This is a genomic window from Streptomyces sp. NPDC005811 (genome assembly GCF_040630405.1).
In the GTDB taxonomy this organism is placed as follows: domain Bacteria; phylum Actinomycetota; class Actinomycetes; order Streptomycetales; family Streptomycetaceae; genus Streptomyces.
Genome location: NZ_JBEXXK010000043.1, coordinates 77,732 through 90,384, shown reverse-complemented (window position 1 = coordinate 90,384; position 12,653 = coordinate 77,732). Strand labels below are relative to the sequence as shown.

10 protein-coding genes and 4 pseudogenes are annotated in these 12,653 nt (G+C 67.3%); 12 read left to right on the top strand and 2 right to left on the bottom strand.

What is annotated here, in order from left to right; all coding sequences use genetic code 11:
* The first annotated feature begins 97 nt into the window (after positions 1 to 97).
* The 6 genes and pseudogenes from ABZ490_RS36410 to ABZ490_RS36385 all read left to right on the top strand — a co-directional run.
* Positions 98 to 2,026, top strand: coding sequence for a phosphotransferase (locus ABZ490_RS36410; protein WP_359000222.1), 1,929 nt, complete (start codon positions 98 to 100; stop codon positions 2,024 to 2,026).
* Positions 2,026 to 2,870, top strand: a pseudogene (locus tag ABZ490_RS36405) (acyl-CoA dehydrogenase family protein); the annotation flags it as partial. The gene ABZ490_RS36410 and the pseudogene ABZ490_RS36405, both read left to right, overlap by 1 nt.
* Before the next feature lie 126 nt (positions 2,871 to 2,996).
* On the top strand, positions 2,997 to 3,284 hold the full coding sequence (locus tag ABZ490_RS36400; RefSeq protein ID WP_359000219.1) for an acyl-CoA dehydrogenase C-terminal domain-containing protein: 288 nt from the start codon (positions 2,997 to 2,999) through the stop codon (positions 3,282 to 3,284).
* Positions 3,285 to 3,322: 38 nt separating this feature from the next.
* Positions 3,323 to 4,060 (top strand): 3-oxoacyl-ACP reductase family protein, encoded by a 738-nt coding sequence (locus ABZ490_RS36395; RefSeq protein ID WP_359000216.1) that lies wholly within the window; start codon positions 3,323 to 3,325, stop codon positions 4,058 to 4,060.
* Positions 4,061 to 4,129: 69 nt separating this feature from the next.
* A complete protein-coding gene (locus ABZ490_RS36390; RefSeq protein WP_359000214.1) occupies positions 4,130 to 5,260 on the top strand; it encodes an alpha/beta hydrolase fold domain-containing protein in 1,131 nt (376 codons plus the stop codon).
* A 309-nt stretch (positions 5,261 to 5,569) separates the two neighbouring features.
* Positions 5,570 to 5,791, top strand: a pseudogene (locus ABZ490_RS36385) (transposase); the annotation flags it as partial.
* Positions 5,792 to 6,091: 300 nt separating this feature from the next.
* On the opposite strand, the gene cynS reads toward ABZ490_RS36385, so the two are convergent.
* Positions 6,092 to 6,562 (bottom strand): cyanase, encoded by a 471-nt coding sequence (cynS, locus tag ABZ490_RS36380; protein ID WP_359000211.1) that lies wholly within the window; start codon positions 6,560 to 6,562, stop codon positions 6,092 to 6,094.
* Positions 6,559 to 6,930, bottom strand: a complete 372-nt coding sequence (locus tag ABZ490_RS36375) for a cupin (protein WP_359000209.1) — start codon at positions 6,928 to 6,930, stop codon at positions 6,559 to 6,561. Before ABZ490_RS36375 ends, cynS begins: the two co-directional genes overlap by 4 nt.
* Before the next feature lie 198 nt (positions 6,931 to 7,128).
* Between ABZ490_RS36375 and ABZ490_RS36370 the strand changes: the two genes are divergently transcribed.
* From ABZ490_RS36370 to ABZ490_RS36345, 6 genes and pseudogenes are all read left to right on the top strand, one after another.
* Complete coding sequence (locus ABZ490_RS36370; protein ID WP_359000206.1) at positions 7,129 to 7,863, top strand: helix-turn-helix domain-containing protein; 735 nt, start codon at positions 7,129 to 7,131, stop codon at positions 7,861 to 7,863.
* Positions 7,864 to 8,330: 467 nt separating this feature from the next.
* Positions 8,331 to 9,263 carry an aminoglycoside phosphotransferase family protein gene (locus ABZ490_RS36365; RefSeq protein WP_359000203.1) on the top strand — a complete coding sequence of 311 codons (933 nt, stop codon included), beginning with the start codon at positions 8,331 to 8,333 and terminating at the stop codon, positions 9,261 to 9,263.
* 143 nt (positions 9,264 to 9,406) lie between these two features.
* Positions 9,407 to 10,645: an IS701 family transposase gene (locus ABZ490_RS36360; protein ID WP_359000271.1), complete on the top strand. Its 1,239-nt coding sequence runs from the start codon at positions 9,407 to 9,409 to the stop codon at positions 10,643 to 10,645.
* 82 nt (positions 10,646 to 10,727) lie between these two features.
* Positions 10,728 to 11,426 (top strand): annotated as a pseudogene (locus ABZ490_RS36355) (IS5 family transposase); the annotation flags it as partial.
* A 536-nt stretch (positions 11,427 to 11,962) separates the two neighbouring features.
* Positions 11,963 to 12,532 (top strand): annotated as a pseudogene (locus ABZ490_RS36350) (reverse transcriptase domain-containing protein); the annotation flags it as partial.
* Complete coding sequence (locus ABZ490_RS36345; protein WP_359000269.1) at positions 12,530 to 12,649, top strand: hypothetical protein; 120 nt, start codon at positions 12,530 to 12,532, stop codon at positions 12,647 to 12,649. The pseudogene ABZ490_RS36350 and the gene ABZ490_RS36345, both read left to right, overlap by 3 nt.
* Positions 12,650 to 12,653: the final 4 nt, after the last annotated feature.

Sequence of the window (12,653 nt, the reverse complement as noted above, 5' to 3'; positions counted from 1 at the left end):
GTGGAGCTCGTCGGATCGCGTCGATCGACACTGCGCGACCCAGACGGGTCCCCCAGCCGCGTCACCAAGTCGCTTACCTCTGTGGCTCTCGCCGGGCATGCGGCAGCAACACCCGACGCCGGGCGTCAGCTGGGGCGCGGAGAAACACGACCCAGCGGCGGCGCGACAAGGGGTTCGGCCACTCGGTCGTCGCTCCCCGGTGATTCAGCGTCCCTTTAGGAGAATGTCGATGCCCGAAGCCGTGATCGTATCCGCGGCCCGCTCGCCCATCGGCCGCGCCGTCAAGGGCTCGCTCGGGCAGATGCGGCCGGACGATCTCGCCCTGCAGATGGTGCGGGCCGCCCTCACGAAGGTCCCGGAGCTCGACCTCAAGGACGTCGTGGACCTGATGCTGGGCTGCGGACAGCCGGCCGGAGAGTCTGGCCACAGCCTGGCCCGTGTCGTCGCCGTACAGGCCGGACTCGACGGACTGCCGGGGGTGACGGTGAACCGCTACTGCTCGTCGAGCCTGCAGACCACCCGGATGGCCTTCCATGCGATCAAGGCAGGCGAAGGTGACACATTCGTCTCAGCCGGAGTGGAGACGGTGAGCCGGTACCCCCGGGGAAGGGCCGACGGCCTCCCCGGAACGGACAACCCTCCCTTCGGTGAGGCCCTCGCACGGACCGACCGGCGCGGCCAGGGCTCGGCCGAGCCCTGGCGGGACCCGCGGGCGGACGGCGGACTACCCGACGTCTACATCTCGATGGGCAAGACGGCGGAGAACGTGGCGCAGCATCTGGGGATGAGCCGTGAGGAACAGGACCGGTTCGCCGTGCGGAGCCAGGACAAGGTGCGGTTCCCGGCGCCGGTGCCGGTGGGCTCCCGCCTGCAAGGCAGGGTACATCTGGCGTCGCTCGAACCGGCTGGGTACGGATACCGGCTCACCACCGTGACGACCGTCGAGCGGGCGAACGGCAGCAAGCCCGTGTGCGTTGCAGAGTCGCTGAGCCGCCTGGTGCCCGTACCCGGTGCCCTGCCGGGACTCGACCTGGACCGGCTGGCCTACTGGCTCCGCAGAAACATACCCGGCATCCACTTCGTCGAACTGACGGCGGAACTCGTCACCGGCGGCAGATCGAACCTCACCTATACCGTGTGGGCCGACGACCAGTCCTGGATCCTGCGCCGTCCGCCGCTCGGCCACGTCCTGACCACCGCCCACGACATGGCACGTGAATACCGGATCATGTCCGCGCTCGCCCCCACACCCGTCCCGGTGCCGCGGACCATCTCCCAGTGCACTGACCCGGACATCCTCGGCGCTCCTTTCTACCTGATGGAACGGGTCATGGGCACGCCCTACCGAAGGGCGCCGGAGCTGGCATCGCTGGGGCCGGAGCGCACCCGGGCCATTGCGACCGAGCTGGTCGACACGCTGGTCGAGCTGTACCGGGTCGACCACCTCGCCATCGGACTCGGAGAGGGCCGTCCGAACGGGTTCCTGGCTCGCCAGGTGCGGCGCTGGAAAGCCCAGCTGGATGCTTCCCGGACCCGTGAACTCCCCGACGTCGATCGGCTGTTCGCAAAGCTGAGCAAACGGGTTCCCGTGGCCGGCCCGGTGGGTGTCGTCCACGGTGGCTACCGGCTGGACAACCTCCTCGTCGACGATGAGGACCGCCCTGCGGCCCTTATCGACTGGGAGATGTCCACCATCGGTGATCCGCTCACGGATCTGGCCCTGACCGTCGTGTACCAGAGGGTCGGTTCGATGCCCGGCGGCGAGGCTGTCGCCGACGCCTCCTCGGCGCCCGGGTTCCTGCCTGAGCCCGAAATCCTGGAGCGTTACGCCGCCAGGAGCGGCCGCGACCTCAACGACTTCGGCTTCTACCTCGGCCTGGCTGGCTTCAAGCTCGCCGGGATCCTCGAGGGTATCCATGCCCGCCTGCTGCGCGGCCAGACCGTCGGGCCGGGCTTCGACGGGGTCGGGGCCGTGACCGAACCGCTGCTGGCAGCCGTTCTCACCTCGCTCCAGGAGTACAGCTGATGGACTTCGCCCACGACGCCCGCACCGAGGAGCTCCGGGAGAACCTCCTCGACTTCATGGAGCGACACGTCCACCCGGCGGAGGAGACCTTCCACTCCCAGATCGCGCGCCTGGAGAACACATGGGCCTGGGACTCCGTGCCCGTCCTGGCCGAGCTGCGGGCCGAGGCACGCGGCCGGGGACTGTGGAACCTCTTCCTCCCCGGCGAACACGGCGCCGGCCTGACGAACCTGCAGTACGCACCGCTCGCCGAAATCACCGGACGCTCCACGCACCTGGCGCCGGCGGCGCTGAACTGCGCCGCCCCGGACACCGGGAACATGGAGGTGCTCTCGCTCTTCGGCACCGAGGAGCAAAGGCAGCGGTGGCTCAGGCCCCTGCTCAACGGCGAGATCCACAGCTCCTTCGCCATGGCCGAGCCGGACACCGCCTCCTCCGACGCCACGAACATCTCGACCCGCATCGAGCGGGACGGCGACGACTACGTGATCAACGGGCGCAAGTGGTGGATCACGGGAGCGATGAACCCCAACGCGCGAATCTTCATCGTCATGGGCAAGACAGACCCCTCGGCCGACCGCCACCGCCAGCAGTCGATGATCCTCATCGAGCGCGACCGGCCCGGTGTCGTGGTGAAGCGCGGCCTGAGCGTGTTCGGCTACGACGACCGGGAGCACGGCGGCCACGCCGAACTGACTTCCAGGACGTCCGCGTGCCGGCCACGAACCTCGTCGCGGGTGAGGGCGAGGGCTTCGCCATCGCCGAGGCACGCCTGGGACCGGGCCGGATCCACCATTGCATGCGGTCCATCGGCATCGCGGAGAAGGCGATCGAGCTGATGTGCGCGGGCCGCGGAGCGGGTCGCGGACGACGGCGCGTACCTCGCGGCGCTCGGTGAGGGGGTGCTCTCGACGGCGGAGGCGGGCCGCCGCGCGGGGTTCGGCCGCCATACGGACGACCTCGTCGGCGCGTGGCGGCGGGTCCTCGCCGTCACCGACGAGGCCTGGGCCACGTCCGATCCGGCGGACGCACTCGCGAACGCCGCCCCTATCTCCAAGGGTTCGGACACGTGGTGCTCGCTTGGATCCTGTTGGACGTGGCCGTCGCCGCCGCCGGCAGTGTCCACCGCGAGGCGCCCGGCAAGACCGCCGCGATGCGTTACTTCTTCGCCTACGAGCTGCCGAAGACGGGTGCCTGGCTCGACGTCGTGGCCCGCCGAGAGTCTCTGTGCCGTGAGGTACCGGTGGCCGACCTGTGACGGCGCGCGTACAGCACTCCAGAAAAGGACGATCCTCCATGGGCAACCTGCACTTCGACTTCACCGGCCAGACAGCTGTCGTGACGGGCGCGGCCCGCGGTATCGGCAAGGAGGTCGCACGGCACTTCGCTCGCAGCGGCGCCGCGGTGTACCTGCTCGACCCGGACGCCGACGAGGTGGAACGGGCCGCCGCCGAGCTGGGAACGACGGCGATCGTCGCGGATGTCAGCTCCACCCAGGACGCAGAATCCGCCGTGGAGCGGATCGTGCGGGAGACGGGGCGGATCGATGTTCTCGTCAACAACGCCGGCATCCTGCGCGACAAGGTGCTGTGGGAGCTCTCCGACGAGGACTGGTCCACCGTCCTCGCGGTGCATCTGGGCGGCACGTTCCGCATGACGAGAGCCGCCGTACCCCACTTCCGCGCCCTGGGATACGGGCGTGTCGTCAACGTCACCTCGTTCACGGGCCTGCACGGCAACATCGGTCAGGCCAACTATGCCGCGGCCAAGGCGGGCATCATCGGGTTCACGAAGACGTCGGCGAAGGAACTCGCCGCCTTCGGGGTCACTGTCAACGCCATCTCCCCAAACGCCGAGACGCGCATGATCAGCTCCGTCCCCGAAGACAAGCGCGAGAAAGTCGCGGCCGAGATTCCGCTGAAGCGGTTCGCCGCCCCTCGGGAGATGTGCGCCGCCGTCGCGTTCCTCGCCTCGGAAGAGGCTGGATACATCACGGGGACGGTGCTCCCGGTGGACGGCGGACTCGCCATGTGACCAGCGGGATCCGAGTTCGAACTTCCGACCAGAAGGGCCATTTCCGGCCCACGACGTGTGGAGAGAGCCATGAGCACATCTGCCGACCCTCGGGCGAACGCCCCGCTGCCGGGACGCCTGGGCGACCCCACCATGGGGCCCGGGAAGGATCCCCGCACCAACGCCGCGCTCCGCGCCGCCCTCATGGAGCTGGAGATGGGGGAACCGATCCCCTTCCAGGAGGCGGACATCCCCACCGACCCGGACGCGGTCGAAGCCGCCATGGCGGCGGCCGAGGAGGTGAGCGAGGGCTGGTACGCGAGCATGATGCTCGACCTGCCGGGTGACGACGCCCTGCGTGTCACCAGCACGAGCCACTCGGTGAAGGCACCGGACGGACATGAGGTCGCGCTCGAGGTCTACCGTCCCGACGACGCCGACGGGCCGCTGCCCTGCGTCCTGTACTTCCACGGCGGGGCGATGACCTTCATGCGGACCCGCAACCGGGTGTACGACCAGTGGTGCACCGATCTCGCCGCGCAGGGCGCCGTCGTCGTCCAGGTGGACTTCCGCAACGCGTGGACTCCCTCGGGTATGAACCCATTCCCCGCCGGGCTGTCCGACTGCGCGGCCGCCCTGGCGTGGGCACACGAGCACCGCGCGACGCTGGGGATCGGCTCGATCGTCGTCCAGGGCGAGTCCGGCGGCGGCAATCTCGCGCTCGCCACGGCGCTGAAGGCGAAACGCGACAACCTGCTCCACACGCTGGACGGTGTCTACGCCACGATGCCGTACATCAGCGGTGTCTACACGTGGGACGAGGAACGCAAGCTGCGCGAGCTGCCCTCCCTGGTGGAGAACGACGGATACCTCATGGCCACGGCGGAAATGGACATGTACGTGAAGGTGTACGACCCTGATCGCCGACACGCCGAGGACCCGTTGGCCTGGCCCTACCACGCCACCGAGGAGGACGTGACTGGTCTGCCGCCGCACGTGGTCACGGTGAACGAGCTCGACCCGCTGCGCGACGAGGGCATCGCCTACCAGCGCCTGCTGGCGGCGGCCGACGTACCAGTCTCGGGCCGGGTCAACCTCGGCCTCCTCCACGGTTCCGAGCTGGAGTTCCGGCAGATTCTCGCGCCGTTCTACCGTGCGACGGTCCGCGACATCGTCTCCTTCGCCGCAGACCTCGTCCCCGACAAGCCGCAGAGTGTCTGACATCGGGAACGTGTGCCGTCGCCGGTCCTGACGAAGGACCGGCGACGGCGCGCTTCCCGCCCGGTCGGCCATCGCGTCGGCCCGCACCGCCTGGCTCCTCGCCCGTTCCCGCCGCATCCTTCGCCAGTGGCGCGCCCGGCGTCCGGCTCGAACAGATAACCGCGACCTTAAACTTGGCGTTTATCGTCCGCGGTCGAACATGGCCTCGAACTTACTGGCGCTTTCGGCTGAGTGCCTGACGTGAGAGCGACCTTCGCCTGCTCCTGGGCTCCGTCACAGAGGCACTTGGCCAGTACGAAGGGCGGAGCCATGAGTCTGCTGCAGCGGGACGTTCCGCAGGATGCGTTTGACGAACTGTTGTGCTTCCGGATGGAGTTCTATGCCTGCCTGACCCAGAGGCGCGACGCCTTGTTCGAGCTGAGTGATGCCTTGCTGTGTGCCGGCGGCCCGGTGCAGACGTTGGTCGAGTTGTCGCTGGCGCCTGAGCATCAGCGCGGGCGCCTTGCGTTGTACGGCCGGCTGAACCGCGGGCCCAACTGCTACTGCGCCAAGCCGCCCGGATGGCGGGTCCCGATGGGAGGCTACTGGTGACCTCCCACGCGAGCCCGCCGCCGTGGGTCCGCCACCACCACAGGCACGACCCCGCGCCGTCACGCTGCAGAGCGACCGGCGCCTCGCGATCCGGACGCCACAATCGACGGTCGAACACGCCGAGGTCCGCACACGCAAAGCCATCGGTCCGCGAGGACAGGAAGCCGTTCTCGAAGACAGCATCTCCGGGAGGCTTTCCACGAGGAGCCTTCGGTCATTCCGGTGCCGATGGTCAAGGCGTCATGCGTCGTCAGGTCCGGATGACGACTGCACCCAGGCATACGGCAGATACTTGCCGTCGATCGTGATGACGACACGATCGCCGTCCGCATGCGCCTTGCGCTGCAAATCGATGCTGCAGTTGATTGCGCTCATGATGCCATCACCGAACTCATCATGGATGAGCGCTTTCAAAGCGGGGCCGTAGACCTGGATGAGCTCGTGGAAACGGTAAATCGTCGGGTCACTGGAGACATCTTCGCGAGGGATGCGCATGGGCTGACGGACAAGTGCGTCGACGAGCGGCTCGTCCAGGCCAAACTCGTCCTGCAGTAGCAGGGCCTCCGCGCGGGGCACAGGGTGCATGCCCAGCACGGCCGCGACCAGCCACACAGCCGGACGTTCGATCATCTCGGCCAGCTCGCGCCAGCTCAGCCCCCGCTCGCGGCGGCGCTGATCAATGAGTGCGCCGGCTTCCTGCTTGGAGATCACGCCGGAGCCCCCTCGTAGTAGTCGTTTCCGCGGGAGAACTCGACGAAGGTGCACGCCGTCTCCCCGACCGCCCACGCGTCGTGGCCAGGCGGGAGGAGCATCACATCGCCCGCGCTGAACTCCTCGTATGAGCCGTCCCGCATCTCGACCCCGAGCGTGCCAGCGACGACGAGTGCCACGTGAGGCAGCAGGCAGTCATCCGTTCCGGCGTACTCCTTGAGGTCGACCGACCACTTGGCTCCGACATCGAAGGTGACCTGCGTCACCGCGACACCGTCGAGCTGTGCGCTCCGCTTGGAGATGAGCCCATGCGCGTCGGGAGCGAGCTCCGCGAGTGTCGCCTTCTGCATAGCGGGGTTATATGTCATAGCCGCTCTCCTTCCTTAACGGGACGCGAGTCGCCCCTGTCTCCCACCAGAACACGATGGCAAACGCTTGAAGAAGGAAATCCACGCATGCAATCCGCCATTATGCGCATCGGATAGAACGCGCAATGCCCGCGTAACATCGGCGTCCAACCGCAGTAACCGCCCGGCGATAGCTTCGTCCCTCAGGAAGGAGAGGCGATGACACCGCGCACACCGAGCAACGCCGTTCTGAGTGCCGTCATCGAAGCTGCCCCCGACCCCATGTGGGTGATCGGCCCAGACGGCGATGTCGTCGTCGTCAACGACGCGGCGGCCACAGTCCTCGGCCACGCCGACGCAGGCACGCTGATTGGTCGGCCCAGCCACGAGGCGCTCCATCATCGTCACCCCGATGGCTCCGCTTACCCGGCTTCGGAATGCCCGATCGTACGTTCCGAACGGGACCGAGCTGCGCGCCCGCAGCATGAGCTGTTCCTCACCCGCACGGGGCGTGCAGTGCCGGTGGAATGGACAACCTCCGACCTGCGTACGCCCGGATATCGTTTGTTGTCCTTCCGCCCCTTGCTCGCTGCGGCTACGCCCGGCGGCACGTCGATCCTGCCGGCAGCGGCGGAACTCCGCGCGCAGGTCGAACGCAGGTTTCGCGACCCCGAGCTGACGCCGCTCGTTCTGGCGCGCGATAATCACATTTCGTTGCGCACCCTGCAGCTCATCCTGGCGCGTGAGCAAGAATCGCCCGCAGAGCTGATCAGGTGGACCCGGCTCGCGCACGCACGAGACCTTCTCGCACACGGTGCCAGCGTCCGCGGCGCCGCCGAGGCCAGCGGCTTCCTCGATGTCGACACGTTTGCACGCGCTTTCCGCCGCGTCTATACACACAGCCCCCGCGCATACCGTCGCATTGTCAGCCTGGAGAGCCGCGGAGCTGTTTGAGTGAGTAGGGTCCGAAGGGTCCAACGTCAGTCGATGTACGTGTCGAAGTGGCTATCCGGACGCCACCGAAGCGGTCTTTCGGGACTGCAATTCCCGTAGTCATCGCACGGAGGCGTGCGTCGAGCACAGGCACCAGCATCAGTGCGGGGTAGAGGTGAAACCGCAGGCAACGCAGGGCTGATTCGGATCGCCGGCGATCGAGGGATCGGGCAGCCCCGGTGCTGGCAAGTTGGTCGAACTCTGTACCAGTCTCGATGATGTTGCCGCCGTCCACCTCCGCTCCCCCTCCGCCAGCCCAGGATCTCCTCTGGACGCGCGACCGACTTCGGCGGCTTGGCTGGCGAGGTGTACGGCTGCTTCCTAATACTCCAGCTGTAGATCGCGATCTTCGTAGTGCGCGGTCTGCCGGGCGGCAGCGGCCGGCTTGGGCTTGGTGGCGGCGGTGGGCTGGCGCGTAGGGTGCCGGGATGATCGCGATGCCAGAGGAGTTCGCACAGAGCACTGTCGACCGCGAGGGGGAGGTCGGGGCGGCGTGGCTCGCCGATCTGCCCGGGATCGTGGAGGAATTGCTGGGGCGCTGGGGGTGCACCCCGGATGGCGAGGTCATACACGGGGGCGTCGGCGTCATCGTTCCAGTGCGGCGGCGGGCTGAGCAGAGCGCCGTGCTGAAGGTGTCGTTTCCGCATCCCGGAAACGTCCATGAGCCGGATGCGTTCGTTGCGTGGGGCGGGTGCGGCGCCGTCCTGCTGCATGAGCGCGACGACGAGCGGTTCGCAATGCTGCTGGAGCGGGTTCAGCCGTCGACCCTGGCAGAGGTCGAGGACGGCGACGAGGTGGTGAGGGTCGCCGGGCGGCTCAATCGCCGCCTGGCCATCCCTGCACCGCCCGGCCTGCCCCGGCTGTGTGAGCAGGCCGATGCCTGGGAGGAGCAGCTGTGCAAGGACGCCGAGGAGCTGCCACATGCATTGCCGCGCCAGGTGCTGGGTGCCGCCGTGGCGACCGTTCGGGAGCTGGGCCGGGCCCAGCCGGACACCCTCATCCATGGCGACCTCCATGCGCGGAACATCCTGCGTGCCGGCCGAGAGCCGTGGCTGGCTGTCGATCCCAAGGGGTACGCGGGAGATCCCGCCTACGACGGCGGCACACTGCTGAAGTCCCGCGCACTGAAGCTCCTCGAAGCGGACGACCTGCACAAGGCTGTCCACCGTGTATTGGACGTCTTCGCCGAGGCCGCGGAAGTCGACCGTGAACGCGTTCAGCGGTGGGCACAGTTCCATGCCGTCCAGGCTGCGTTCTGGGGCCGCCGCCACGGTTTTCGTATTGCCCGCAGTGGACCACAGCTGGACTGGCTCACCGAATTCACCGACCGCCTGGCGGAGTTGCTCACCGAACGCTCGTAGAGTGTGATGGTGCCGGCCGAGTCCGGTGGGTGGACGAGTGCGGCCACCGTTGATCATCGTGAGCTGTGTGGACTGACGATGAGATGGTGGCCGCAGGTCACAGCATAGATCCGGCCCGTTGGCGGGAGGCGTTCGCGGCGGCCATGGGCCGCATCGCGGGCCGGTTCGCCCGATACGAACCCCGCCTACGAGCCGGGCGGCTGGTGCTGGGCCTGCTGTCGGACCTGCCCCGCAAAAACTGCTGGACGATCGCCGAGTGGGTCGGGGAGGCCAGCCCGCACGGTATGCAGCATCTGTTGTGCCGGGCCGCCTGGGATGCCGAGGCCGTCCGCGACGACGTGCGCGAATACGTCGTCGACCACCTCCACGACGAAGCCGCGGTGCTCGTCGTCGACGAGACCGGCGACGTGAAGAAGGGCGTCCACACCGTTGGGGTCCAGCGCCAGTACACCGGCACAGCCGGACGGATTGAGAACGCCCAGGTCGCGGTCTACCTCGTCTATGCCGGCGCCCGGGGACACGCGGCGGTGGACCGGGAGTTGTACATTCCGCGTTCCTGGACGAGCGATCCGGATCGCTGCCGGGCGGCAGGGCTCGCCGAGGACACCGTCTTCGCGACCAAGCCGGACCTGGCCCTCAGGATGATCGAACGGTTCTGGGATGCCGGACACCGTGTCGGCTGGGTCACGGGTGACGAGGTCTATGGCGGCAACCCGAGACTGCGCGCGGCGCTGGAGGAGCGCGGCATCGGCTATGTCCTCGCCGTGGCCTGCTCGGCCGAAATGGCCACAAGTGCAGGGAGGTTCCGTGCCGATGTCCTGGTGAAGAAGGTGCCGAAGCGGGCCTGGCAGAAGCTCTCCGCGGGATGCGGTGCGAAGGGACACCGGTTCTACGACTGGGCCGTCGTCGACCTCGTCGAGCCGACGCCTGGCAGCCACCAGCTCCTGATCCGCCGCAGCCGGACCACCGGCGAACTCGCCTATTACCGCTGCCACTCCACCGGTCCAGCCCCGCTGGCTGTGCTGGTCAAGACCGCTGGTTCAAGGTGGCGTGTGGAAGAAACCTTCCAGGCTGAGAAAGGGCTGGCGGGACTCGACGAGCACCAGGTCCGCCGCTACCGCTCTTGGACCCGCTGGGTCACCCTCGCGATGCTGGCCCACGCCTTCCTCGCGGTAGTCCGTGCCGACGAACACGCCCGCAGCCCCGCCCTGGACGGCCTGGTCCCGCTGTCCTGCAACGAGATCCAGCGCCTGTTCATCACGGTCACCGTCCAGCCCCGCCACGACCTGGCCCACCGGCTTCGCTGGTCGCACTGGCGGCGGCTCCATCAGCAGCGATCCCTCACCAGCCATGACCGGCGACAAGCTACATCCCAGACATGAAGATCGCGATCTACAGCTGGAGTACTAACTGGCCCCACAAAAGCTGTTGATCATGTGACTATCGGTGTGGCCTGTCGTTGGTCTGGTCGTGGGGAAACGTCAGTCGCGGCCGTGGATCGTGTCGGATGAACTGTGGTCGCTGATCGTGCCGCTGCTGCCCGTGCCGGCGCCGAAGCTGGTCGAGGGCAGACCTCGAGTGCCGGACCGGCAGGCGCTGTGCGGGATCCTGTTCGTCCTGCGCACCGGTATCCAGTGGGAGTACCTGCCCCAGGAGCTGGGCTTCGGTTCGGGGGTGACCTGCTGGCGGCGTCTGGCGGCCTGGAACGAGGCCGACGTCTGGGACCAGCTGCATGTGCTGCTGCCGGAGAAGCTGCGGTCGAAGGACAAGCTGGACTGGTCGCGGGCGGTGATCGACTCCTCCCACGTCAGGGCTGCCCGACGCGGCCCCAAAGCGGACCCAGCCCGGTCGACCGTGCACGGCCCGGCAGCAAGCACCACCTCATCGTCGACGGGCAGGGCATCCCGCTCGCGGTGTCGCTGACCGGCGGCAACCGCAACGACGTCACCCGGCTCCTGCCCCTGCTCGACAAGATCCCGGCGATCGCGGGCCGGGTCGGCAGACCGCGCCCGACGGCCCGACGCGCTGCTGGCCGACCGCGGCTACGACCACGACAAGTACCGCCGCCTGCTCTGGCAGCGCGGGATCCGACCCGTGATCGCGAAGCGAGGCGAGCCGCACGGCACCGGCCTGGGCACCTTCCGCTACGTCGTCGAGCGCACGATGTGCGCCACAAGGCGCCCTGTTTGTATCCCTGGTTCAGCCGGGAGGAACTCGGAAGGAGGTTTCTGGGCCGGATGACTTACCTGGATCCGAAAGGTGAAGGGGACAACAGCATGTCAGAAAACCAGTAACCGGGCTCAGTTGTCGGAGACGGTGTGCTGGGCGGCCCGCGCGATATGGCGAAGACTGGATTGTTTGAAACCCAATCTCCAGAAGATGCAAGCTCTCATCCGCCGGAAAGACGACTGAAACCGGCGCCACGCTCTGCACTGGACTCGATCGTTATCCGGTGCACCTCCGGAACGTGGAGCGATGCCCAGCGAGGGCATTCAAGGAGATGAGTGGGACGCTTACATCGCGCTAGAACGTACAAGCAGAGACGAACGTGGGATCGCCTAAGGGACGCAAGTCCTATGGCGACGGAGGCCCCGTAGTAGTCGCCGGAGTAACGACCGGTCAGGGAGGACGGGAAAGCCGTTCACATCGGGCGAAGGGGGCCAGGTGATTCGGACACCGAGACTCGGGAGGTATGCGAAATGCAGAGAGCCGAAACGGTGCTGGGTGTCCTGCGTGAGCGCGGCAGGCGTGGTCTGCCGTGTGACGAACTGTATCGGCAACTGTTCAACCCGCAGTTGTATCTACTGGCTTATGGGCGCATCTACGCCAACCACGGTGCGATGACGCCCGGAGTCACGAAGGAAACAGTGGACGGCATGTCCCAGCGGAAGATCGGACGCATCATTGATGCGATGCGCCACGAGCGCTACCGGTTCCGTCCGGTACGCCGCGTGAATATCCCAAAGAAGAACGGAACCACGCGGCCACTTGGATTGCCGACATGGTCGGACAAGCTTGTCGGTGAAGTCGTGCGCCTCTTACTGGAGGCGTACTACGAGCCGACCTTTTCCGACCGCTCCCACGGGTTCCGGCCCAAGAAGGGCTGCCACACCGCACTGCGCGAGGTGGCCCATACCTGGACCGGAACTGCCTGGTTTATCGAGGGTGATATTGCCGACTGCTTCGGGAGCCTGGATCATCAGATCCTGCTCTCAATTCTTGGCGAGAAGATCCGAGATAGGCGTTTCCTTCGGCTGGTGCGCAACATGCAGACCTCTGACTGGGCGCGCGTCATGCTGCATCGGCGTCGCAAAACTGTCGTGGCATGCGATACCTGCCACGACCGCATCCACTCAGAACGGCCTGCCAAACCATTCACGCCGTAATCAT

Bases quoted from the DNA above. Each gene is read 5' to 3' on its own strand.
- ABZ490_RS36360 (WP_359000271.1), top strand. From the start codon at position 9,407: ATGGGCCGCATCGCGGGCCGGTTCGCCCGATACGAACCCCGCCTACGA.
- ABZ490_RS36390 (WP_359000214.1), top strand. From the start codon at position 4,130: ATGAGCACATCTGCCGACCCTCGGGCGAACGCCCCGCTGCCGGGACGC.
- ABZ490_RS36365 (WP_359000203.1), top strand. From the start codon at position 8,331: ATGATCGCGATGCCAGAGGAGTTCGCACAGAGCACTGTCGACCGCGAG.
- ABZ490_RS36375 (WP_359000209.1), bottom strand. From the start codon at position 6,930: ATGACATATAACCCCGCTATGCAGAAGGCGACACTCGCGGAGCTCGCT.
- ABZ490_RS36345 (WP_359000269.1), top strand. From the start codon at position 12,530: ATGCAGACCTCTGACTGGGCGCGCGTCATGCTGCATCGGCGTCGCAAA.
- ABZ490_RS36395 (WP_359000216.1), top strand. From the start codon at position 3,323: ATGGGCAACCTGCACTTCGACTTCACCGGCCAGACAGCTGTCGTGACG.
- ABZ490_RS36410 (WP_359000222.1), top strand. From the start codon at position 98: ATGCGGCAGCAACACCCGACGCCGGGCGTCAGCTGGGGCGCGGAGAAA.
- ABZ490_RS36370 (WP_359000206.1), top strand. From the start codon at position 7,129: ATGACACCGCGCACACCGAGCAACGCCGTTCTGAGTGCCGTCATCGAA.